This is a genomic window from Acinetobacter kanungonis (assembly GCF_009939195.1).
Lineage (GTDB): Bacteria > Pseudomonadota > Gammaproteobacteria > Pseudomonadales > Moraxellaceae > Acinetobacter > Acinetobacter kanungonis.
In genome coordinates this window covers 97,652-118,178 of the sequence record NZ_JAACKC010000001.1, presented here as the reverse complement: position 1 = coordinate 118,178, position 20,527 = coordinate 97,652, and the positions used below count along the sequence as shown (strand labels likewise).

At 43.4% G+C, this 20,527-nt stretch carries 16 protein-coding genes and 2 pseudogenes; 11 read left to right on the top strand and 7 right to left on the bottom strand.

Annotated elements, in window-relative coordinates:
- Positions 1 to 5: 5 nt before the first annotated feature.
- The gene (locus GWK51_RS00530) at positions 6 to 1,289 is read right to left on the bottom strand and encodes an OprD family outer membrane porin (protein ID WP_161932270.1); all 1,284 of its coding nucleotides are present in this window, start codon (positions 1,287 to 1,289) and stop codon (positions 6 to 8) included.
- A gap of 33 nt (positions 1,290 to 1,322) precedes the next feature.
- Positions 1,323 to 2,669 carry an MFS transporter gene (locus tag GWK51_RS00525; protein WP_161932269.1) on the bottom strand — a complete coding sequence of 449 codons (1,347 nt, stop codon included), beginning with the start codon at positions 2,667 to 2,669 and terminating at the stop codon, positions 1,323 to 1,325.
- A 495-nt stretch (positions 2,670 to 3,164) separates the two neighbouring features.
- Between GWK51_RS00525 and GWK51_RS00520 the strand changes: the two genes are divergently transcribed.
- Together GWK51_RS00520 and GWK51_RS00515 are read left to right on the top strand one after the other, a co-directional pair.
- Positions 3,165 to 4,241: an aromatic ring-hydroxylating dioxygenase subunit alpha gene (locus GWK51_RS00520; protein ID WP_161932268.1), complete on the top strand. Its 1,077-nt coding sequence runs from the start codon at positions 3,165 to 3,167 to the stop codon at positions 4,239 to 4,241.
- 10 nt (positions 4,242 to 4,251) lie between these two features.
- Positions 4,252 to 5,196 carry a PDR/VanB family oxidoreductase gene (locus tag GWK51_RS00515; protein ID WP_161932267.1) on the top strand — a complete coding sequence of 315 codons (945 nt, stop codon included), beginning with the start codon at positions 4,252 to 4,254 and terminating at the stop codon, positions 5,194 to 5,196.
- A 39-nt stretch (positions 5,197 to 5,235) separates the two neighbouring features.
- Here GWK51_RS00515 and GWK51_RS00510 read toward each other — a convergent pair whose 3' ends face one another.
- The 3 genes from GWK51_RS00510 to mhpT all read right to left on the bottom strand — a co-directional run bounded on the left by GWK51_RS00510 (position 5,236) and on the right by mhpT (position 7,826).
- Positions 5,236 to 5,922, bottom strand: coding sequence for a GntR family transcriptional regulator (locus GWK51_RS00510; RefSeq protein WP_161932266.1), 687 nt, complete (start codon positions 5,920 to 5,922; stop codon positions 5,236 to 5,238).
- 150 nt (positions 5,923 to 6,072) lie between these two features.
- A complete protein-coding gene (locus GWK51_RS00505) occupies positions 6,073 to 6,501 on the bottom strand; it encodes a MarR family winged helix-turn-helix transcriptional regulator (protein ID WP_216071652.1) in 429 nt (142 codons plus the stop codon).
- Positions 6,502 to 6,593: 92 nt separating this feature from the next.
- Positions 6,594 to 7,826 (bottom strand): 3-(3-hydroxy-phenyl)propionate transporter MhpT, encoded by a 1,233-nt coding sequence (gene mhpT / locus GWK51_RS00500; protein ID WP_161932264.1) that lies wholly within the window; start codon positions 7,824 to 7,826, stop codon positions 6,594 to 6,596.
- A 259-nt stretch (positions 7,827 to 8,085) separates the two neighbouring features.
- Between mhpT and GWK51_RS00495 the strand changes: the two genes are divergently transcribed.
- The 8 genes from GWK51_RS00495 (at position 8,086) to GWK51_RS00460 (ending at position 17,842) form a co-directional block, all read left to right on the top strand.
- Complete coding sequence (locus GWK51_RS00495) at positions 8,086 to 8,919, top strand: p-hydroxycinnamoyl CoA hydratase/lyase (RefSeq protein WP_142767939.1); 834 nt, start codon at positions 8,086 to 8,088, stop codon at positions 8,917 to 8,919.
- A 38-nt stretch (positions 8,920 to 8,957) separates the two neighbouring features.
- A complete protein-coding gene (locus GWK51_RS00490; protein ID WP_407925950.1) occupies positions 8,958 to 10,499 on the top strand; it encodes an aldehyde dehydrogenase in 1,542 nt (513 codons plus the stop codon).
- Between the two features lie 89 nt (positions 10,500 to 10,588).
- Complete coding sequence (locus tag GWK51_RS00485; protein ID WP_161932263.1) at positions 10,589 to 12,466, top strand: feruloyl-CoA synthase; 1,878 nt, start codon at positions 10,589 to 10,591, stop codon at positions 12,464 to 12,466.
- A 75-nt stretch (positions 12,467 to 12,541) separates the two neighbouring features.
- Positions 12,542 to 13,681 carry an acyl-CoA dehydrogenase family protein gene (locus GWK51_RS00480; RefSeq protein WP_161932262.1) on the top strand — a complete coding sequence of 380 codons (1,140 nt, stop codon included), beginning with the start codon at positions 12,542 to 12,544 and terminating at the stop codon, positions 13,679 to 13,681.
- Between the two features lie 81 nt (positions 13,682 to 13,762).
- The gene (locus tag GWK51_RS00475; RefSeq protein ID WP_216071651.1) at positions 13,763 to 15,016 is read left to right on the top strand and encodes an OprD family porin; all 1,254 of its coding nucleotides are present in this window, start codon (positions 13,763 to 13,765) and stop codon (positions 15,014 to 15,016) included.
- Positions 15,017 to 15,071: 55 nt separating this feature from the next.
- The gene (locus GWK51_RS00470) at positions 15,072 to 15,608 is read left to right on the top strand and encodes a DUF3237 domain-containing protein (RefSeq protein WP_161932261.1); all 537 of its coding nucleotides are present in this window, start codon (positions 15,072 to 15,074) and stop codon (positions 15,606 to 15,608) included.
- A gap of 54 nt (positions 15,609 to 15,662) precedes the next feature.
- On the top strand, positions 15,663 to 16,055 hold the full coding sequence (locus GWK51_RS00465) for a PaaI family thioesterase (protein WP_161932260.1): 393 nt from the start codon (positions 15,663 to 15,665) through the stop codon (positions 16,053 to 16,055).
- A gap of 32 nt (positions 16,056 to 16,087) precedes the next feature.
- Positions 16,088 to 17,842, top strand: coding sequence for a tannase/feruloyl esterase family alpha/beta hydrolase (locus GWK51_RS00460; protein WP_161932259.1), 1,755 nt, complete (start codon positions 16,088 to 16,090; stop codon positions 17,840 to 17,842).
- A gap of 65 nt (positions 17,843 to 17,907) precedes the next feature.
- Here the strand turns inward: GWK51_RS00460 and GWK51_RS00455 are convergent.
- A pseudogene (locus GWK51_RS00455) lies at positions 17,908 to 18,723 on the bottom strand (amino acid permease); the annotation flags it as partial.
- A 76-nt stretch (positions 18,724 to 18,799) separates the two neighbouring features.
- Here GWK51_RS00455 and GWK51_RS00450 point away from each other — a divergent pair.
- Positions 18,800 to 19,614, top strand: a pseudogene (locus GWK51_RS00450) (IS5 family transposase).
- A 345-nt stretch (positions 19,615 to 19,959) separates the two neighbouring features.
- Here GWK51_RS00450 and GWK51_RS16535 read toward each other — a convergent pair.
- Positions 19,960 to 20,283 carry a hypothetical protein gene (locus GWK51_RS16535; protein ID WP_235941026.1) on the bottom strand — a complete coding sequence of 108 codons (324 nt, stop codon included), beginning with the start codon at positions 20,281 to 20,283 and terminating at the stop codon, positions 19,960 to 19,962.
- Between the last annotated feature and the right edge of the window lie 244 nt (positions 20,284 to 20,527).

Sequence of the window (20,527 nt, the reverse complement as noted above, 5' to 3'; positions counted from 1 at the left end):
CTTCATTAAAATTTAAAGCTATAATCCACATTAATCCGTGTTTCATTTGCTGAATGGAAGGTCATATTGGTTGGCATATCATTGCGATAATGAGAAAAACGTGTTCGAAATCCCAAGCCCTTTAAACTGCCTTCGAGTACACGATAACCTAATTCAAACTCTAAAGATTCCTCTTCAAAACGTCGATCACCATATGTTAATAAATCAATATCATCGCCTTTGGCATAACGCGTCATAAAGCGTAAACCATTTAAAGACGTTTCACCTAAACGGACATTTTTAAAGTCATAGTCATAACGTAAAGAAATCACTTTTTCATCTTTATTGGAATAATCCGAACTCATAAAATCGAGAACGACAGGACTTTCAGCACCCGATAAAAATGGTAGACCCGTATCACCAAAAGACTGCATATAACCAATTGAGAGTGTATGCCCTTGCGTATTGAGACCCAATAACCCACTTAAATGACGATTATCTACAGTACCAATTTTCTCACTGACCGAATCATAGCTATTAAAAAAGCGTACATCCGTTAAGAAATTATACTGATCTGAGATAGGCTGTTTGCCATTTATCCCTAGAAATTGCTGTTGGTAAATATCTTGTAGTTCGGCATGGTACAACCGCACGCGATAGGCATTATTGAACTGATATGCTCCCCCCAGTGTATAGAAATCATCGGTTGTTGCAGCACGTTCAAAACGACGGTTGATATTATCAATACCAACGTCGGTATAGCGAATCGAATCTCGTTGGCGGACTTTATCCACATAAAACCCTTCCAATTGCAGTTTTGGAATTTCAGTCGAAACCAATCTTACACCACGATAAGTTTGTGGGAATAATCGTGCTGGTGAAGAGAAAATGGTGGGTAACTGAGGAACCAGATCTCCAACAAAAAGTTCATTTTTACTTAAGCGAGCTTTGCCTGTTACACCAATTTTTCCATAATAATCATCTCTAGAATTATCGGTATTGACGGGCAAAAGACCAGTCCGTGCATAATCATCTGCCGTGCTGCCCAATAAATTAAAACCCGCCATCGCAAGCACATCTACACCAAATCCAACAGCTCCATCGGTATAGCCTGATTGTCCTTTAAATATCAGACCCTGAGCCCAGTCTCGAGCAGCGGTATAGGGATAAGGATCATTTTTATAATCCCGATCAAAATAGAAGTTGCGCAATGTAATTTCAGCCTGACTATCTGCCATGAACTGCGCATGTGCCATGTTCACAAAAATTGGGCACAAGCAGATCCCCATCCATAAAGATGTCTTTTTCATTTTTATCTCAACTTTTAATTTTAAAACAGCTAGTTAGATCGATGTATTCAGTGAATAATTTTGAGCTTGTTGATGTCGATACACCGCTTTACCCAAGATTAAAATCAGAAAAATTGCCAAGATAAAGACAATGCCGTAGTACGCATAAAGATGCTGAGGTGTCATCCCTTGATCTAAAAATAAACCTGCAATCGTTGGAGATAAAATGGCACCAATACGGCCAAATCCAATCGCATAACCTACACCGCGACTTCTGATATCCGCCTCGTAAATGGTCGGAGAAATTGAATAAAGACCTGCAACGCAGCCGTTAATGAGTGTACCTAGTAGCAAACCGACCATCAGTGCAATGCTCACTTGAGATGAAACTGCTACAAACAGGAAAATACAGAGTGCTGTTAAGCCCAAGAACAGACTAAGGGCATGAAAAATCTTAATCCGTGAAGCAAGAAGCCCAATAATTGCAGCACCAAAAATACCACCAATACTGATTAAAATGCCTGTACTGACGCCTTGATCTCGCGACATACCCATCGCAATTAAAATTTTAGGAGTCCAGCTCATCACAAAGTAAAAACCAAACATCACCAAGAAAAACGCAAACCATAAACACAAAGTTTGAAAACCTTGATGACCACGGAACAGTTTCGCAACATCACTGCTCTTATGCTGTTCAACTTGCATATACTGCGGCAGCGTTTGTAAATGCTTCAACTGCATACGTTGCAGAATCAGATTGGTATTTTCCAGCGCTCGTACTGGCTTTTTTGCCAGCAAATAATCCAATGACTCTGGGAGTAACCATAATGCAAAAGCAAACATGATGAGCGTAGTGATACCACCTGCTAAAAAGACGGAGCGCCAGCCAAGATGTTCAATTAAAACAAAGGTAAGCACGCCACCTAAAGTTGCTCCAATACCATAACCTGTAGACATCAAACTGACTGCTAGACTTCTCCAACGTGCATTGGCATATTCACTCGCCAGTACATTACTACTTGCCAAGATTCCGCCAACCCCAATACCAGTGATAAAACGTAGCACAGCCAGCATCGTATGATTTTGTACAATTCCACAGGCCGACATGCTCAATCCTGCAATAATTAAACAAATCAGAATTAAGAAACGGCGACCAATTTTATCTGCTAATGGTGCTAAAAAAATGGAACCTGCTGCCATACCAAAGAGTCCAGCACTGAGAAGTATTCCGATTTGTGCACCCGATAACGCCCATTCAGCAGATACAGAGGGTGCGGTAAATGCCATCACCATGACATCAAAGCCATCAATCACATTCAGAAATATACAAATCAAAATGACGAACCATTGGTAACGGCTCATTTTATTATTGTTAATTTCGTCTAAAACATTTCTTTCCATTGTGTATCTCCCAATTAGGAACGGAAATACACACGACCATGTGAGAACACATCATTGGGTGATTATGCATATCCATATCCATAATTGCCTAGAAGGGATAATTAAGAATTAAAGTGACCCTGTACACAGATCATTTTTGTGAAGCATCCTGCTCTTTTTCTATACTGCATAATTGGATCCATAAAATCAACTAATTTGCTCTGATTTTTATTTCACCAATAAATAAAGCTAAATATACTATTTAATATCATTTACTTAATATAAAACTGAAAATATAAAAATTATTCAAAATTAACTTTGGATCCACTAAATTACTCATCAAACGTTTTAATTTCTCCATAAATGGATCCATAGTTAAAATCCTACAGAACAATATCAACCAATCAAGAACTACTATTTCACATATATAAATCATATAAAAGCATCCTCATCGCATTTGACAAATTGAATAAATAGACATAAATTGGATCCAATAATTGACAAGGAGTCATCACAATGTTTATTAAAAACGCTTGGTATGTGGCATGCCGACCAGAAGAAGTTCAAGACAAACCCCTCGGTCGTACCATCTGCGGCGAGAAAATTGTGTTTTATCGTGGCAAAGAAAATAAAGTGGCTGCTGTCGAGGACTTTTGTCCACATCGTGGCGCACCGCTGTCTCTCGGATATGTTGAAGATGGCAATTTAGTTTGTGGTTATCACGGGCTGGTGATGGGCTGTGAAGGTAAAACCATTGCTATGCCTGCACAACGCGTCAATGGTTTCCCATGCAACAAAGCTTATGCTGTGGTGGAAAAATTTGGTTTTATTTGGGTCTGGCCGGGTGAAAAAGATCAAGCCGATGAATCCAAACTGCCTGTACTGGAATGGGCAGATCACCCTGAATGGAGTTATGGCGGTGGCTTGTTCCACATTCATTGTGATTATCGCCTGATGATTGATAACCTCATGGATTTAACTCATGAAACCTATGTGCATTCCAGCAGTATTGGGCAAAAGGAAATTGATGAATCCTTACCGACCACCAAAGTCGATGGCGATCATGTCATTACCGAACGCTATATGGACGATGTCATCGCACCGCCGTTTTGGCAAATGGCACTGCGTGGCAATCATCTAGCAGACGATGTGCCTGTCGACCGTTGGCAGCGTTGTCATTTCTTTGCACCCAGCAATGTACATATTGAAGTTGGGGTTGCCCATGCGGGTCATGGCGGCTATGACGCACCGAAAGACAAAAAAGTCTCTTCAATCGTGGTGGATTTTATTACCCCTGAAACTGAAACCTCGCATTGGTATTTCTGGGGCATGGCGCGCAACTTCCAGCCTGAAAATACTGAACTGACTGATCAAATTCGTGAAGGACAAGGCAAAATCTTTACTGAAGATTTGGAAATGCTGGAGCAACAACAACAGAACATTCTGAATAATCCGCAGCGCAAACTGCTGATGCTGAATATTGATGCAGGCGGAGTTCAATCACGCAAAATTATTGACCGCTTATTGAGTGAAGAAAGACAGGCTGCAACCCCAATTGAAGTGGTCAAATTTCCAAATATTCATGTGATTTAAGGATAAAAACATGGACGTGATTATCAATAAGATTCATCAGCTCACCCCTTCCATTCGTGCATTTGAACTGGTTTCCAGCTCAGGTTCGGCTTTGCCGCGTTTTGAGGCTGGGTCGCATATTGATGTGCATTTAAAAAATGGATTAACCCGTCAATATTCACTGTCCAATTGTTCCAGTGAACAACATCGTTATGTGATTGGGGTCCTCCACGATGAAAACTCACGCGGTGGTTCCCATTGCATGCATACGGACTATCGTGAAGGAGATGTATTAAATATTGGGCAACCACGCAATTTATTTGCCCTGCATGAAAACACGAAAACAGCCCTGTTATTTGCGGGCGGGATTGGCATTACCCCTATTCTTGCCATGGCATATCGCTTAAAAGCGCAAAATATTCCTTTTGAATTGCATTATTTTGTCCGCACCCATGAAATGATCGCTTTTTATGGAAATTTGACTACGCATTTTGCCGAGCAGGTGCATTTTCATATTCAGGATCAAGACGCAACGCAATGTGATATGCAAACTGTTTTACAGCATCCATCCTCAGACAAGCATCTTTATGTCTGCGGTCCTACTGGCTTTATGCAATTCGTGATGCAGTCTGCGGAAACAGCAGGCTGGCAATCTAAACAACTGCATCAAGAGCATTTTGTGGCACAGCAAAGCAAGCAGGAAAATGATGAAGCCTTTACCGTGGAAATTGCAGGTACAGGACGTCGAATTGAAGTTCACGCTGAACAGACTGTAACTCAAGCCCTGTTAGCTCACGGTTTTGATGTGCCTGTATCTTGTGGGCAAGGCATTTGCGGCACCTGTATTACCCGTGTAGTTTCAGGCACCCCGGATCATCGCGATATGTTTATGACCGAGGAAGAACGTGCTTTGAATAATCAATTTACCCCATGTTGCTCACGTTCGAAGTCCAAACATCTGGTAATTGAGTTATAAAAAATAGATCCCCACCCGAAAGTATTGGGGTGGGAAACTTTAAGCTGTCGCGGTCAATATATTTTTAACGGTTTCACCCAACAACGCCACACTGCTATGTTCGCGCATTAAGGTTTCAGCACGCCCCGATTGGCGTTGCAGCAATGCTTCATAAATTGAGCAATGTTGCATATGCGCATAATGCAAACGTCGATATTCAGATAAAGCACGAGTCTGGTCATAGGTGATGGCTTGTACCGAAGCCATAGGCAATTGATTATTTTTTGCCAAAGCCTGAATTAAGGCAATGTTTTGTGCGCCCTGAATGATGGTGTCATGAAAAATCACATTAAACTCATGATAACGTTCTAATTCTTCATCACCAAATTCGGTATGTTCCGCAAAAAGCTGTTCAATTTGTTCGATACAGTTTTTTAAGGTCTGCTGCTGCTCTGCCGATAAACCTTGTTCTGCCAAAGTTTTTGCCGCTAAGCCTTCCAGTACTCCGCGTACTTCCAGCGCATCATTCACCAGTTCATTTGAAATTTCACGAACGGTATAACCGCGGGTTGGATTCTTAATCAACAGCCCTTCTTGTTCTAACAGGCGAAAAGCCATACGCACAGGCTGGCGCGAGACGCCCAGTAATTCTGCTGTCGGAATTTCAGCGATACGACTACCACCTTCAAGTTCCCCAGCAATAATCATTTTTCTTAATTTAATTAAAACTTGTTGTCCTGAAGACATCCTAGCCACACTATAAGCAAAACTTTCAAGCCATGCTAACAACTTCATTCCGCTGGTGACAATAGCTTTCTGGTCACGAACGTGTACCCGCCGATGCATTTATTGCTGATCGTGATCTTTCCTCACCATTCAACATCATCTAGCGGATGTTTATTTGAGATTATTGACCATGATGTCGAGGTTGTTACGAATCAGATAAGCCAAATTCATATCGATGCCCTGCAACATTTTTTGCTCCAAAGCTTCTACAATTTTATTGCATCCTGCCAATTTGACTAAACCGCTTTCAGTCACGGTCACGAGAATACGGCGTCCGTGGGTCGGATCAGGTTTTTTTTCAATCCAGCCGTTGCTGAGTAAATCTTGTAAAATTTTATTGGCAGACTGTGGCTTGATAAAAGAACGTTCTGCCAGCTTGGCATTGGATAAATTACTTTTGGATGCCAACACTGACAGCGCGGTAAATTGCGGTAAAGTAATCTCATAATCTTTTAAATGTTCAGTTAAATATTGGCTCACCACGCGATCCAAACGGGCAATGGTATAGCTTAATCGTGGTCCATCTTCTAGTTTAGCCATTGAACTTATATGCACTCATCTTTCATTATCAAAATCAAAAAAATGAAAGAAGCATGAGCGTACAATCTCATACTTCTTTCGGTCTAGACCGTTTAAGGTGCTGTTGAACTTTGCATTAACTGTACAGGCTGTTTAGGTTTTCTGACAAGCAGTAAGGCAGAAATTGCCGCAATCAAAATTACAGGAATACTTGAGCCAATCACAATCGTGGCACTTTTACCAATCGACAGTAAAAAGCCTGCCAAAAGTGGACCTGCAAATGAACCGATACGCCCAATCGCCACCGCTGCACCTACACCTGTGCCACGCATTTCGGTTGGATAGTACATGGCTGCCAGACCATACAATGCCGACTGTCCTCCGACAATAAACAAGCCACAACCCACTGCAGATAACGCCAGCAATGCCACCGTCGGGGAAAAGGATAAACAGCACAGTGAAACCAAAATACCCAAATAGATAAATTTGATCACGAAACTCATGCGCATTTTATCGAGCATCATGCCCATCAAGATTGAACCAAACATGCCGCCCACGTTGTAACCCATTTGAATATAGTTCGCCTCTAGTTTGGAAAGCCCTTGAGCCCCCATCAACAGTGGCAACCAGTTCAACAAGAAATACAGCACCACGAGGGTACAGAAAAAGCTGATCCAAATCTGAATGGTCGACATACGACGGTCTTTGGCAAACAGTACCTCCATAAAAGGTGTAGTCTGCTGACCTTGGGTTTTCCCTTGCAAATAATCCGAAGATTCAGGCAAGAATTTTAACAACAACGGAATTAATAAAATCGGTGCAATACCGCCGACATAAAAAATATGACGCCACTCTGCATCACCTGCCAACATCATGGCCACCACCGAAGTTAATAACCCTCCAAATGGAATACCGCTATACATCACACTCACCGCAGTACCTTTACGGTCTGAGGAAACTGCTTCCGATGCCAAAGTAATCATCATGGGTAAGGCACCACCCATTCCCAGACCGGTCAGGAAACGAATGAACAGCAGCAAGTCATAGTTTCCAGCGTAGGCCGTCATGAGCGACATCACACCGAACAATAAGATACTAAAAATAAGAACCTTTTTACGACCCACAATATCTGCCAGTCTTCCTCCAAAAATGGCCCCTGGCAAGGTACCTAAAATTGCCGTACTAAACGCCAAGGCCATTTGTGCATTATCCAACATAAATTCTGCGCGCATGCGTGGTGCTGCAACCCCCATGGATTGAAGATCGAAACCCTCAAAGATGGCGATGGCAAAACACAGCAATAAAGTGATTTTCGCCTTTCCTGACGGATGTAACACTTTTTCCATAGTTCAATCCTTTTTTCACAGTTATTTCCATTCGATTTTGTTGTTTTGTGCTGTTCACTGAACACCCAATAAAATATCAGTTAGACTGATTAAAAAATCAGTAGTAATTTTTAATATAATTTTAAAAAATATTTAATTTATATATTTTTCATTGCTTTATAAAATTTATTAGAAATTTTTCAAAAAACACTTGAATGTAAGTTTAACTGATATTATGTTGAATACAGAACAAACAAACTGTCATTCAAGGAGTAAGCACATGACATATGAAAAACGCTGGGAAACTGTTGATGTTAAAGTTGAAAATGGAATTGCATGGGTAACATTCAACCGCCCAGAAAAGAAAAATGCCATGAGCCCGACATTGAATCGTGAAATGATTGATGTACTGGAAACCATCGAACTGGATCAAGATGCGCGCGTAGTGGTGCTGACAGGTGCTGGCGATTCATGGACTGCGGGCATGGATTTAAAAGAGTATTTCCGTGAAGTGGATACTCAACCTGAAATTTTCCAAGAACGTATTCGTCGTGATTCATGCCGTTGGCAGTGGCAATTGCTACGCATGTATTCCAAACCCACCATTGCCATGGTCAACGGCTGGTGTTTTGGTGGCGGCTTCTCACCTTTAGTGGCATGTGATCTTGCGATTGCCGCAGATGAAGCAACCTTTGGCTTATCGGAAATTAACTGGGGCATTCCGCCGGGCAACTTGGTCAGCAAAGCCATGGCAGATACCGTTGGTCATCGCACGTCGCTGTATTACATCATGACCGGTAAAACTTTTGGTGGTAAGGAAGCCGAAAACATGGGCTTGGTCAACAAAAGTGTACCTTTAGCAGAATTGAAAGCTGAAGTGACTGAACTGGCAAACATCCTGCTTGAGAAAAACCCTGTGGTGCTACGTACTGCGAAAAATGGGTTCAAACGTTGCCGCGAACTGACTTGGGATCAAAATGAAGACTATTTATATGCCAAGCTAGATCAATGTATCCATCGTGATACTGAAGGTGGGCGCCAAGAAGGTCTAAAACAATTTTTAGATGAGAAATCAATTAAACCTGGTTTACAAAGCTACAAGCGTACTGGTTAACTTTCTCTTTTTAAAATGGTTATGTAAGGATACAACCCATGCACAATGTACAGTCACTTAGACATGATAAATCTGTAGATCAGAGCAATGAATCTACATTTGGCAGTGCCACCAGCGCGATTAAAAAACTGGAACTGACACCGTTACTGATCCATGGTCAAGCTGTTGCGGCATCCAATCAGGCTACTTTTGAACGGATCAGCCCAATTGATGGTCAAGCTGCCAGCATTGCTGCTGCAGCTACGCTAGCAGATGTCGATCGTGCCATTGAATCTGCGGCTCAGGCATTTCAAGTTTGGTCGAAGCTATCTCCGACTGAACGCCGCTTACGTCTGCTCAAAGCCGCGGACTTGATGGATCAGAAAACTGAGCAATTTATTCAAATTGGCATGCGTGAAACTGGTTCGACTGCAACTTGGTATGGGTTCAATGTCCATCTGGCGGCCAATATGTTGCGTGAAGCAGCAGCCATGACCACCCAAATGGATGGTAGCCTGATTCCTTCCGATGTGCCTGGCAATATGGCGATGGGCATTCGCGTCCCTTGCGGGGTCGTGGTTGGTATTGCTCCATGGAATGCCCCGATTATTTTGCCGACACGTGCTTTAGCCATGCCGCTGGCTTGCGGGAATACCGTGGTGCTGAAAGCCTCTGAAGCCTGCCCTGCAACGCAGCGCTTAATTGGGCAAGTGCTGCATGAAGCAGGCTTGGGCGATGGCGTGGTCAATGTAATTACCCATGCCGCGGAAGATGCCCCACAAGTTGTCGAACGTTTAATTTCACATCCTGCCGTAAAACGCATTAATTTTACTGGTTCCACCAAAGTCGGAAAAATTATTGCCGAAACCGCAGCAAAGTATTTAAAACCTGTGCTGTTGGAACTTGGTGGTAAAGCCCCTGTGGTGGTGCTGAATGAAGCCGATGTGGATGAAGCGGTGAATGCCGTTGCCTTCGGTGCCTTCTTTAACCAAGGTCAAATCTGTATGTCGACCGAACGTGTGTTGGTGCAGGAGGGTATTGCCGATCAATTCATTCAGAAACTGATTGAAAAAACGAGTACGATTCGTGCGGGTAATCCAAGTACACAACAATATGCGCTTGGCGTTTTGGAAAGCGCCCATGCTGCACAGCGTATTCAACATTTACTGGAAGATGCGCAAAGCAAAGGTGCCGACTTACCTTTGGGAATTCACATTGAAGCAACCACCATGCAGCCGACTTTGGTGCTGAATATTCAACCTGACATGGCATTATATCGCGAAGAATCTTTTGGTCCTGTGTGTACGGTGCAACGTTTTGGCAGTCTTGAAGAAGGCGTTGCTCTTGCCAATGACAGTGAATATGGCTTATCTGCCGCTGTATTTAGTCAAAATATTGCGCAAGCGCTGGATGTTGCCAAACAGATTGATTCGGGTATTTGCCATATTAACGGTGCCACGGTGCATGATGAGGCGCAAATGCCATTTGGCGGCACCAAAGCCAGTGGTTATGGTCGCTTTGGTAGCAAAGCTTCGATTGCAGAATTTACCGAATTACGTTGGATTACCATTCAGACCCAGCCTCGCCATTATCCAATTTAAGGCTTGGACTGGCGTAGAAATAAAATATAAATTGCATGATGCAAAAAATATAAAAGCGCTGTGATGCGCTTTCCATGGAGTGAAAAACAATGCAAATGAATGCCACTCAATCACAAGATCGCGAACGACTGGTAAAACTTGGGCGTCATGATATTGATTACGTCTACAAAGATCAGGTTTTGTATCTGCATCCGAAAGAACAACTTCACAGCTATCCGCAAAAATTGACTGACCGCCTAATTCATTTTGCACAAACCAAACCTGAGCATATTTTTGCAGCAAAACGGAATACGCAAGGTGAATGGGTAAAGCTCAATTATGCTGAAGTGCTGCAACGGGCTTGGCATATTGCCCAAGCCTTGCATAATCGCAATCTCAGTGAACAACACCCTTTAGTGATTTTATCGGGCAATGATCTGGAACATTTAACCTTGTCGATGGGCGCAATGTTGGCAGGGGTTCCTTTCTCTGCCATTTCCCCCGCCTACTCTCTGGTTTCGCAAGATTTCGGCAAGTTAAAGCATGTTTTTGATGTACTCACGCCGGGCATGGTCTATGCCAATGATGGTCGTGCTTTTGCCAAAGCCGTTGAAGCCTGCGCCCCTGCTCACATTGAAATTGTGACCAATAAAGGCATTATCGGGGATCATAGTTGTACTGCCTTTCAAGAACTTTTAGATACGCCTGTGAGCAATGTGCAGGAGCATTATCAAGGTTTAGATGAACACCAGATTGCCAAGTTTTTATTTACTTCGGGTTCAACCAAACTGCCGAAAGCGGTGCCAACCACCCATTTAATGTTGACCGTAAATCAACAGATGTTGCTTCAAACCTTCCCTGAGTTTGAGGAAACACCGCCAGTATTGCTGGATTGGTTATCTTGGCATCATACCTTTGGTGGCAGCCACAATGTCGGGATTGCCCTATATAACGGTGGCACCATTTACATTGATGATGGCAAACCTGTCGCAGGCAAGTTTGATGAAACCATTCGCAACTTAAAAGAAATTTCACCAACGGTATATTTGAATGTCCCGAAAGGTTGGGAAGAACTGACCGACGCCCTCGAAAAAGATGCCGAACTGCGTGATCGTTTCTTTGCAAAAGTCAAAGTGCTGTTTTTTGCAGGAGCCGCCTTGTCTGAAGCGGGCTGGAACCGTTTAGACCGGATTGCCCAGCAGCATTGTGGTGAAAAAATTCGTATTATGAGCGGACTCGGCATGACCGAAACAGCACCCTCATGTGCGTTTACCACAGGTCCTCGCGTCATGGCAGGCTTCATTGGCTACCCTGCACCGGGTTGTGAAATCAAGCTGGTGCCATATGGCGACAAACTGGAATTCTGTGTCCGTGGCAAACACGTCATGAAAGGCTACTGGCGTTTAAATGCAGATCAACAAAGCTCTGTGTTTGATGAAGAAGGCTTTTTCCACACGGGCGATGCCGTGCGTTTGGTGGATGATCAGGATCCCGCTCAAGGACTAATGTACGACGGACGCATAGCCGAGGACTTTAAACTCAATACAGGCACCTTCGTCAATGTCGGGACTTTACGCAATAAAGTGCTGATTCAAGGCAATTTACTGATTCAGGATGTGTGTATTACTGGTTCCAACCTGAATGCGATTGGCTTCCTGATATTTCCAAAACTGGATGCCTGTGCCGATTATGCAGGACTTGCTTTATCCGAACACAGTGCTGCAGAAATCTTGAAACATCCGAAAGTTCAGCAATGGTTCCGTCAATTCTTGATGCACTACAACAAGGATGCGACAGGAAGTTCCAATCGTGTTTCGATGCTGTATCTGCAAACTGAACCACCGCAACTGGATGCAGGTGAAGTGACCGATAAAGGTAATCTCAATCAAAGCAATATTCTGAAGCGACGCGCAGAGAAAATTGCCGAGTTATATCAAAAGCAAACTGAGAATTCTCTGATTATTCGGATTCCGACCTTAAACAACTAAACCACTGAAATCACAGTAAAAAAGCTCAATTTATTTTGGGCTTTACCCCTACTTTTGCCAAAAAAAAGGTTAAGTATGCAGCAAGATACTGAATTTGAACTGTTTCGCGATAACTATCGCCGCTTCCTGAAAGAATTTGTCGCGCCACATTATGAGCAATGGGAAGAAGATGGTCTGATCCCTAGAAAACTATGGAATCAGCTGGGTGAAAACGGCTTTTTATGTGTGGATGTACCAGAGGAATATGGCGGCTATGGTGCCCCAGTACACTATTCCCTGATGCTGGTACAAGAAACCGCACAAGCCGGTTTTACCTCTTTAGCGGTTGCCATTGGCGGACAGAATGAACTGGTTTCCCCGTATATTCAAAACATCGGCAGTGAAGAACAGAAAAAACATTGGTTGCCGAAAATGGTCTCTGGCGAAGTGGTGACGGCCATTGCCATGACCGAAGCCAACGCAGGTTCTGACTTACAAGCCATTCGCACGCAAGCCATTTTGAACGATGACCATTATCTGGTGGATGGTTCCAAAACCTTTATTTCTAACGGCATTCATGCCGACCTGATTGTACTGGTCACCAAAACCGATCCCGAAGCACGCGCCAAAGGTATTTCCCTGTTACTGGTCGATGCTACCTTAGACGGTGTTGAAAAAGGCCGATCACTGAAAAAGATTGGCTTACATGCTCAAGACACTGCCGAATTATTTTTTGATCAGGTCAAAGTCCCGAAAGCGCAGCGACTCGGGGAAGAAGGCAAAGGGTTTGCCTACCTGATGCAGGAACTGCCACGTGAGCGTTTAAGTATTTCCATGATGGCACTGGGTTCTATTTTGGGTGCTATCGAACTAACCAAAGATTATGTGCAGGAACGCAAAGCCTTTGGACAACCGTTAAGCCAAATGCAGAACACGCGCTTTGTACTTGCCAATACCCAAATTAAAGCCAAAGCGGCACAAGCCTTTGTCGAGCAATGTGCCGAGCAATATAGCCGAGATGAACTCACCGTCAGCCATGTTGCCGCATTGAAATGCTTCATCACCGATACCCAATGTGAAGTAATTGATCAGTTACTGCAACTGTTTGGCGGCTATGGCTACATGCAGGAATATCCAATTTCTCGTTTCTTTGTCGATGCTCGCGTGCAGAAAATTTACGGTGGCACCAATGAAATTATGAAAGAAATCGTGGCGCGGGAAATGCTCGGAAAATAATTCTTTTAGCAAGAAATGAAGAACAGACCTCGGTGTGAGGTCTGCATGTAAAACAACAATGATATTTCAGGAAGAAATGCAATGCAGTCTAAATTATGGATGTACTCTACCCTTATGCTTTCCAGTTCAGTATTTGCGGGCAGCTTTATTGATAACAGTACGGTCGACTTAACCACGCGAAATTTTTATTTTGATCGTGACTATCAGGAAGTCTCCAAATATCCCGCCATGAAAGATTGGACACAAGGTCTGATTTTCAGAGCCAATTCAGGCTATAACGAAGGAACGATCGGTTTTGGTCTGGACATTTTAGCCACCGCAGGCTTTAAACTGGATGCCAGTGCCGATTATGCCGGCACAGGCAACTTACCGCGTGATCCTGTCACCAACGAACCGGCGGACAGTTATGGACAAATCGGAGTCACAGGCAAATCTAAAATCAGTAAAACCGAGTTAAAAGTCGGTACGCTGCGCCCCATGAATCCGGTTTTGGTCGCATCGCCCGCGCGCCTGTTACCGCAAACCTATCGGGGTATTTCCTTAGAGTCGAAAGATATTCCAAATCTGGATTTCCAATCGGCGTATATCGATCAGGTCAATCAACGCGATTCGACCAATTGGGAAAATATGCGCATTTCAGGCGTCAATGGTCGCTTTAAAAGTGCCGATACCGATCAACTGTATTATCTCGGCGGTAATTACCAGCTTATTCCTAGCACCAAGCTGACCAGTTTTTATATGGATGTAGAGGACCTGTATAACCAGTCCATGTTTGGGATGACCTATAATCACAAATTTAATGACAGCAACAACTTCAGCTCACAACTACGCTACTACCGCAGCCGTGAAGATGGGCAAGCCAAAGCAGGTTTGGTGGATAACGACCTGATTCATGGCTATTTTGAACTGAAGCATCAGAACCACAAATTTATTTTGGCGACTTTCCATCATAACGGTGATACCGCATTTCCCTATTTAACCGGTGGTGAAACAGGGCTACTGATTGATACTTGGCCAGCGGAATTTTTAAATCCCAAAGAGCATGTTTACAGCTTCCGCTATGAATATGATTTTAAAAATTATGTGCCGGGTTTACGTTTCATGACCCGTTACACCACAGGCGATAATATTTATGCACCGAATTTAGGGGAAACCAATTTAAAAGAACATGAAACCGATTTTGACATTGGTTATACCGTACAAAATGGACCTTTAAAAAATCTCGGCTTGCGCGCCCGCTACGCGATGTATGACAACAATATGCTCTCGACCGCCAACATCAAACCATCCAACGAAACCCGCATCAATATCGACTACACCTGGAAATTTAAATAATGCCTAGCGAGGTTCTGCTGCTGTCAGAACCTCTTTTTATTGCGAGAACATTCTAATGAAAAAAATACTCGGACTTTGCTTTGGCTTGAGCCTATTCAGCCAGAGTTATGCTGAAACGCAATACCATCCACCAGCACCGCATCTGGAACCGCTGGCGCAATTTAGTGTGGATTTGAATGCACCTGTTTGGGAACTGGGCACCACCAGCGATGGTGGAAAACGCCGAATTATTCCGATTACAGGAGGCACTTTCCAAGGCAAGCAGCTTAAGGGCCGTATTTTAAATAATGGTGCCGACTGGCAAATTGTGGATAGTCAGGGACTTGCGATTATTGACACCCGTTACCTGCTCGAAACTGACGATGGTGCATTAATTTATTTACAAACCAAGGGCTATCGACATGGTTCCAGCGAGGTTTTAAAGCAACTGGCGCAAGGCAAAGATGTCGACCCGAACACATACTATTTCAAAATCACCATGCAATTTGAAACCAGCGCACCGAAATATGCGTGGCTTAATCAAACCGTTGCCGTTGGAAGTGCCATGCGTCTAGGCAAAGCCGTGATTTACGATGCTTATACGCTGCAATAAGCCACTTTGCCGCACCCATCTTTTAATCATTGTTTGAAAAATGGATCTTTCTTTATGACCCTCAGCACTTTAGTCAACCTGCCTCCCATCCATCTTCTGTTGGGCGGACACAATATTCAATGGAATGCCGACCAGACTGAACTGGAAATCAGTTATGTGGCACTAGACAGCTTTACCAATCCCCGCGGCAGCGTTGAAGGCGGCATGGTCTGCGCCATGCTGGATGATGTGATGGGACTGTTTGCGTATCTTGCCAATCATGAAACTCCTGCAACCACCATTAACCTGACCATGGATTTCCTGCGCCCCTGCCAAGTCGGCACGGTACTCACCAAATGCCGTTTTACCAAACAAGGCAAAGCCATACTTTGCCTAGAGAGTGAAGCATGGCAAAACCACAAAATGATCGCGCGCAGTACCGCAAATTTCATGGTGCTCCATCCTTAACCTCCAACATTGATTGATATGGAACTTCAATAATGCAAACAACCTTAAAACAAAAAAAATGGCTGAAACAGCTCAGCTATCTGATGTTATGTACCACCCTTGCTGCCTGTGGCGATGGGGAAAATGACAACACTGCCACAAGCCAAACCACGGTCAGTGTTCCGCAACTCACACCTGCCGTGGGTACTAATTTAAAAGGTGCCTGCACAGATTTAACCGGTTTCCAATATGAGCAAACCACAATTACCTCTGCAAGCTTACAAGCCGCAGGTACGCTTAAAGTGGCAGGGCAGGACATTGCGGCACACTGTCTGATTACGGGTTATATGCATCAACGGGTTAGTCCTGTGGATGGACAAACCTATCAAATTGGTTTTGAAATGCGACTCCCGATCGACTGGAATGGTCGTTTCCTCTATCAAGGCAATGGCGGTACCGATGGCAATATTGCAACCGCAACGGGTCAGGTCGGCAGTGGTGGACCACTGACCAATGCACTGCATAATGGTTTTGCGGTGATTTCCTCCGATGCGGGACACAATGCTACCCAAAACCCATTGTTTGGTTTAGATCCTCAAGCCCGCATTGACTATGGGTATGGTGCCATCACCAAACTCACACCAATGGCGAAAAATCTGATTCAAGCGGCCTATGGCAAATTGCCCGACCGTTCTTATGCGGGTGGAACCTCAAATGGTGGACGGCATGCCATGATGGCAGCCACACGTTTGGGAGATCAGTACGATGGCATTCTTGCCAGCACCCCCGGTTTTCACTTGCCTCGTGCGGCGGCAGCACAACTATATACCGCACAACAATTACGCCGAGTGGCGACCGATGAAAATGATTTAAGTACAGCCCTGACATTGTCTGAACGAAAAGTGCTGGCTCAAGCCATTCTCGATCAATGTGATGGGCTGGATGGTGTGGCAGATGGCTTAGTCCAAGACGTTGAAGCCTGTCGTACAGCCTTTGATATTCAGCGTGACGTCCCTGTCTGTGCCAACACACGCGATGGCAGTTGTTTATCTTCAGACCAAATTGATGTGCTTGCCAATATCTATCGTGGTCCAGTCAATTCAACAGGCGAAGCCTTATATGCCACGCAACCCTTTGATCCGGGGCTGATCGGCAGTAATTGGGCCAGCTGGAAGTTTGAATCTTCCGTCGGCACAGCACGAGACCCTGTCGCGGTCGGGATTATTTTTCAGGTGCCACCTAATCCAGACATGATGCTGAATTCCCGCCAATTTGCCTTTAATTTTAATTTCGACACGGACTATGCAAAATTGTCTGCCACCAATGAGACTTATACCGAAAGTGCCATGTCGTTCATGATTCCACCTGATGAATTGAATCTGGACAAACTGCAGCAACATGGCGGTAAAATGATTGTGGTTCAAGGCACAGCAGATGGCGTCTTTTCAGTTGATGATACTCAGAACTGGTACGATAAATTGCTGCAAAAATATCAAAATAATGCTTCAGGCAATGCTCCGAGTTTTGCCCGTTTCTTCCGTGTGCCGGGTATGAATCACTCTCGCGGAGGGATTGCCACCGACCAGTTTGATGCCCTAACGGCGTTGGTGAATTGGGTGGAGTATGGTCAAGCCCCTGACCAAATTATTGCTGCCGCACGCGGTGAAGGCAACCTAGGTGGTCAAAATACTGAACTGCCGACAGACTGGTCGGCAACCCGTACGCGCCCGCTTTGTCCATACCCACTGATTGCCCGCTATAACGGTCAGGGCGATAGTGAACTGGCTGAAAATTTCAGTTGTAAATAAACTTTAAAAAATAAAGAGAGCAAATCCTTGCTCTCTTTTTTGCCTTTAGATAAAAGGATGCCGCATTAATCCTGTTGCTGAATTGATGCAAACTCTTGCTCAGGTGTTCCTGCAATCAAATGATGACGGCTATAGACTAGATAATAAACAATAAATACGGCATAAATCAGTGCTGCCATGAACCAAACTTTTGGATCGACCATTAAGCCTGCCACAACTGCAATACACGCCAACACCAGCGCAATACTCGAAGTAATCATTCCACCAGGGGTTTTATAAGGACGTGGTAATTCAGGACGTGAAATGCGTAATTTAATATGTGACAACATCATCAACACATAGGAAATGGTCGCGCCAAACACTGCCATTAAAATCAGTAAATCCCCTTCACCTGTCAAAGACAGAATAAAACCAATCACCCCAGGAATCACAATTGCCCATGTCGGTGCATGATTTTTATTGGTCAGTGATAAGGCTGAAGGCAGATAACCCGCCCGAGACAAGGCAAACACTTGGCGTGAATAGGCATAAATAATCGAGAAGAAACTGGCAACCAAGCCTGCCAAACCGACAAAATTGACAAAACCTGCCACCCAAGCATTTTGACCATATACCGCCACCAGTGCATCCACCAACGGTGCACCTGAATCTTTAATTTGATCTGCACCCATTGCACCTGCACTTAAGAATAGAATCAGCAAGGTAAAGGCAGCCAAAATCAGCATGGAACCAATTAAGCCTCGAGGCAAGGACTTTACTGGATCCTTGGCTTCTTCTGCTGCCAAAGGCACCCCTTCTACGGCTAGAAAAAACCAGATTGCTAAGGGTACAGCCGCCCAAATCCCCATATAGCCAAAGGGTAAAAATGCACTAGCACCCGCAGCTTGATGGGCGAATGGAATGGGCTTTGTTGCACAAACCTATCGTTAAGGGCTTGTTCAGAAATATAATTTTCCAATGAATAAGCCTATGCCTAAAGTTTATCGTAATTTCAATTAGTCTTCATAAAACAGAGCTCTCATTAATCGTGGAAATATTGCCATTTTGTTTGATTCTACAACCCAATGGTATGCTCAATCTAAAGGCAAACATGGTTAAAATCCAGCCTATTTTGATGTAGCTATTCAGTGTTGTTTGATGATCAAGTCTTAATTTCAATTATCTTTGCGAATTGTCACTGGCTTTGTTCAAAGTCTCATTAAACTGTGTGGACTAGATTGTATGGCTCTGAATATCAGTGATATTCGTATTTGACTAAGACATAGGCATATCGATATTGCGATTGGCTATTAAAAATGTAGTAATGAACTAGATCTACTGGCTTAAAATTTTGAAGTGAAGGTGAATGGAAACGAAAGAAACATCAGCCTGAATATCGCCGAAAATTGCGTAAATTACATATTGGTATAGATGCTAAAACCCTTCAAATTCGAGCAGTTCAGCACACGACCAACAATGTGAGTGATTTTCAGGTATTTGGTGATTTACTTAATTAAATTCCACACGATGAGCAGATCGACTCCGTATATACTGATGGAGCTTATGATACCAAGCAGTGCCGACAGGTCATTGCAGATTGGCTAGCAAATGCAGTGATTCCACCTAGGAAAAATGCTAAGCCTTGGAAAGATAAAAAGCTGAACTCGCTAGAACGCAATGAGCTACTTTGAACAGTTAAGCATTTAGGCAGAACAATATGAATAAAGTGGCCACGATACCATCGCCGAATTCATATCCATGCAAATTATAAGTTCCTTCAATTACCTTTTTAGAATGCCCTAGAATTGCTTCTGCAACATCACTTGGACAACCTAATCTTGACAATCCTGTGCGTACAGTTCTCCATTTCATCAGGCCAGAGTTGTTCATCTTTATATGACTGTCTTTTTGACCTAGCCTTTTCTTTTAGTAACTACTTGGCTTCAGTAATTGTTTTTTTGTTCAATCGGTTTTCCAGTTCGATAGGAGGGAAATACAAGCTCACTTCCAAATTTTGAAAGTTTTTCCAAGTAATCTATGCATTGCCGTGAAAATTAAACATACAGTTCAAATAGTACTTTCCCAGCTTGAACTTGGGCATCACGATCAATAATACCTTTAATCAAACTCACTACATCTTAACGGGTAATCTCTACAGCAGCTTTTTCACCAACACTTCCGACTACATCTATATATAAAGTACGTCTAGCTTCAACTTGTCCTTTGATTGCTCGGCTACACTTTACAATTTTCTTTTTCTTACTCTGTTCATCAACAATATGTTTATCTTCAATTACGTTCTCTAAATATAAATCAACAACATTTTTGGCAGGTAGTACTTCAGGTACATCCGCTTGCCGTATCTTATTTTCAATTTTAGAATTTTTCCGCTGCGAAATTGGGCATATGCCTAAGACACGCAATAATTTTAATTTTTGCAGTTCTACTCTAGCCTCAGCCAAAGATAGCGCTGTATAGTGACCAAGGGTTATTGTTTTTAAGAGAGTTATCTATAGGGCTACGATATCTGTATTTAAAGCTCTGAACAACCGTCTTACCACAGCTTACCCTCAAGCATGAATATTCACCTACATCAGTTTTGCCGTTGTCATCTGCTTTCATTTTTTTTGATTTAACGTGCAGATAAAGTAACTTTTTTAACCTCTATGTTTTCCAACATTTTATTTCTCTTTTGTACAATCAATT

Coding starts and splice junctions, on each gene's coding strand:
- GWK51_RS00530 (WP_161932270.1), bottom strand. CDS start 1,289: ATGAAAAAGACATCTTTATGGATGGGGATCTGCTTGTGCCCAATTTTT.
- GWK51_RS00525 (WP_161932269.1), bottom strand. CDS start 2,669: ATGGAAAGAAATGTTTTAGACGAAATTAACAATAATAAAATGAGCCGT.
- GWK51_RS00520 (WP_161932268.1), top strand. CDS start 3,165: ATGTTTATTAAAAACGCTTGGTATGTGGCATGCCGACCAGAAGAAGTT.
- GWK51_RS00515 (WP_161932267.1), top strand. CDS start 4,252: ATGGACGTGATTATCAATAAGATTCATCAGCTCACCCCTTCCATTCGT.
- GWK51_RS00510 (WP_161932266.1), bottom strand. CDS start 5,922: ATGTCTTCAGGACAACAAGTTTTAATTAAATTAAGAAAAATGATTATT.
- GWK51_RS00505 (WP_216071652.1), bottom strand. CDS start 6,501: ATGGCTAAACTAGAAGATGGACCACGATTAAGCTATACCATTGCCCGT.
- mhpT (WP_161932264.1), bottom strand. CDS start 7,826: ATGGAAAAAGTGTTACATCCGTCAGGAAAGGCGAAAATCACTTTATTG.
- GWK51_RS00495 (WP_142767939.1), top strand. CDS start 8,086: ATGACATATGAAAAACGCTGGGAAACTGTTGATGTTAAAGTTGAAAAT.
- GWK51_RS00490 (WP_407925950.1), top strand. CDS start 8,958: ATGCACAATGTACAGTCACTTAGACATGATAAATCTGTAGATCAGAGC.
- GWK51_RS00485 (WP_161932263.1), top strand. CDS start 10,589: ATGCAAATGAATGCCACTCAATCACAAGATCGCGAACGACTGGTAAAA.
- GWK51_RS00480 (WP_161932262.1), top strand. CDS start 12,542: ATGCAGCAAGATACTGAATTTGAACTGTTTCGCGATAACTATCGCCGC.
- GWK51_RS00475 (WP_216071651.1), top strand. CDS start 13,763: ATGCAGTCTAAATTATGGATGTACTCTACCCTTATGCTTTCCAGTTCA.
- GWK51_RS00470 (WP_161932261.1), top strand. CDS start 15,072: ATGAAAAAAATACTCGGACTTTGCTTTGGCTTGAGCCTATTCAGCCAG.
- GWK51_RS00465 (WP_161932260.1), top strand. CDS start 15,663: ATGACCCTCAGCACTTTAGTCAACCTGCCTCCCATCCATCTTCTGTTG.
- GWK51_RS00460 (WP_161932259.1), top strand. CDS start 16,088: ATGCAAACAACCTTAAAACAAAAAAAATGGCTGAAACAGCTCAGCTAT.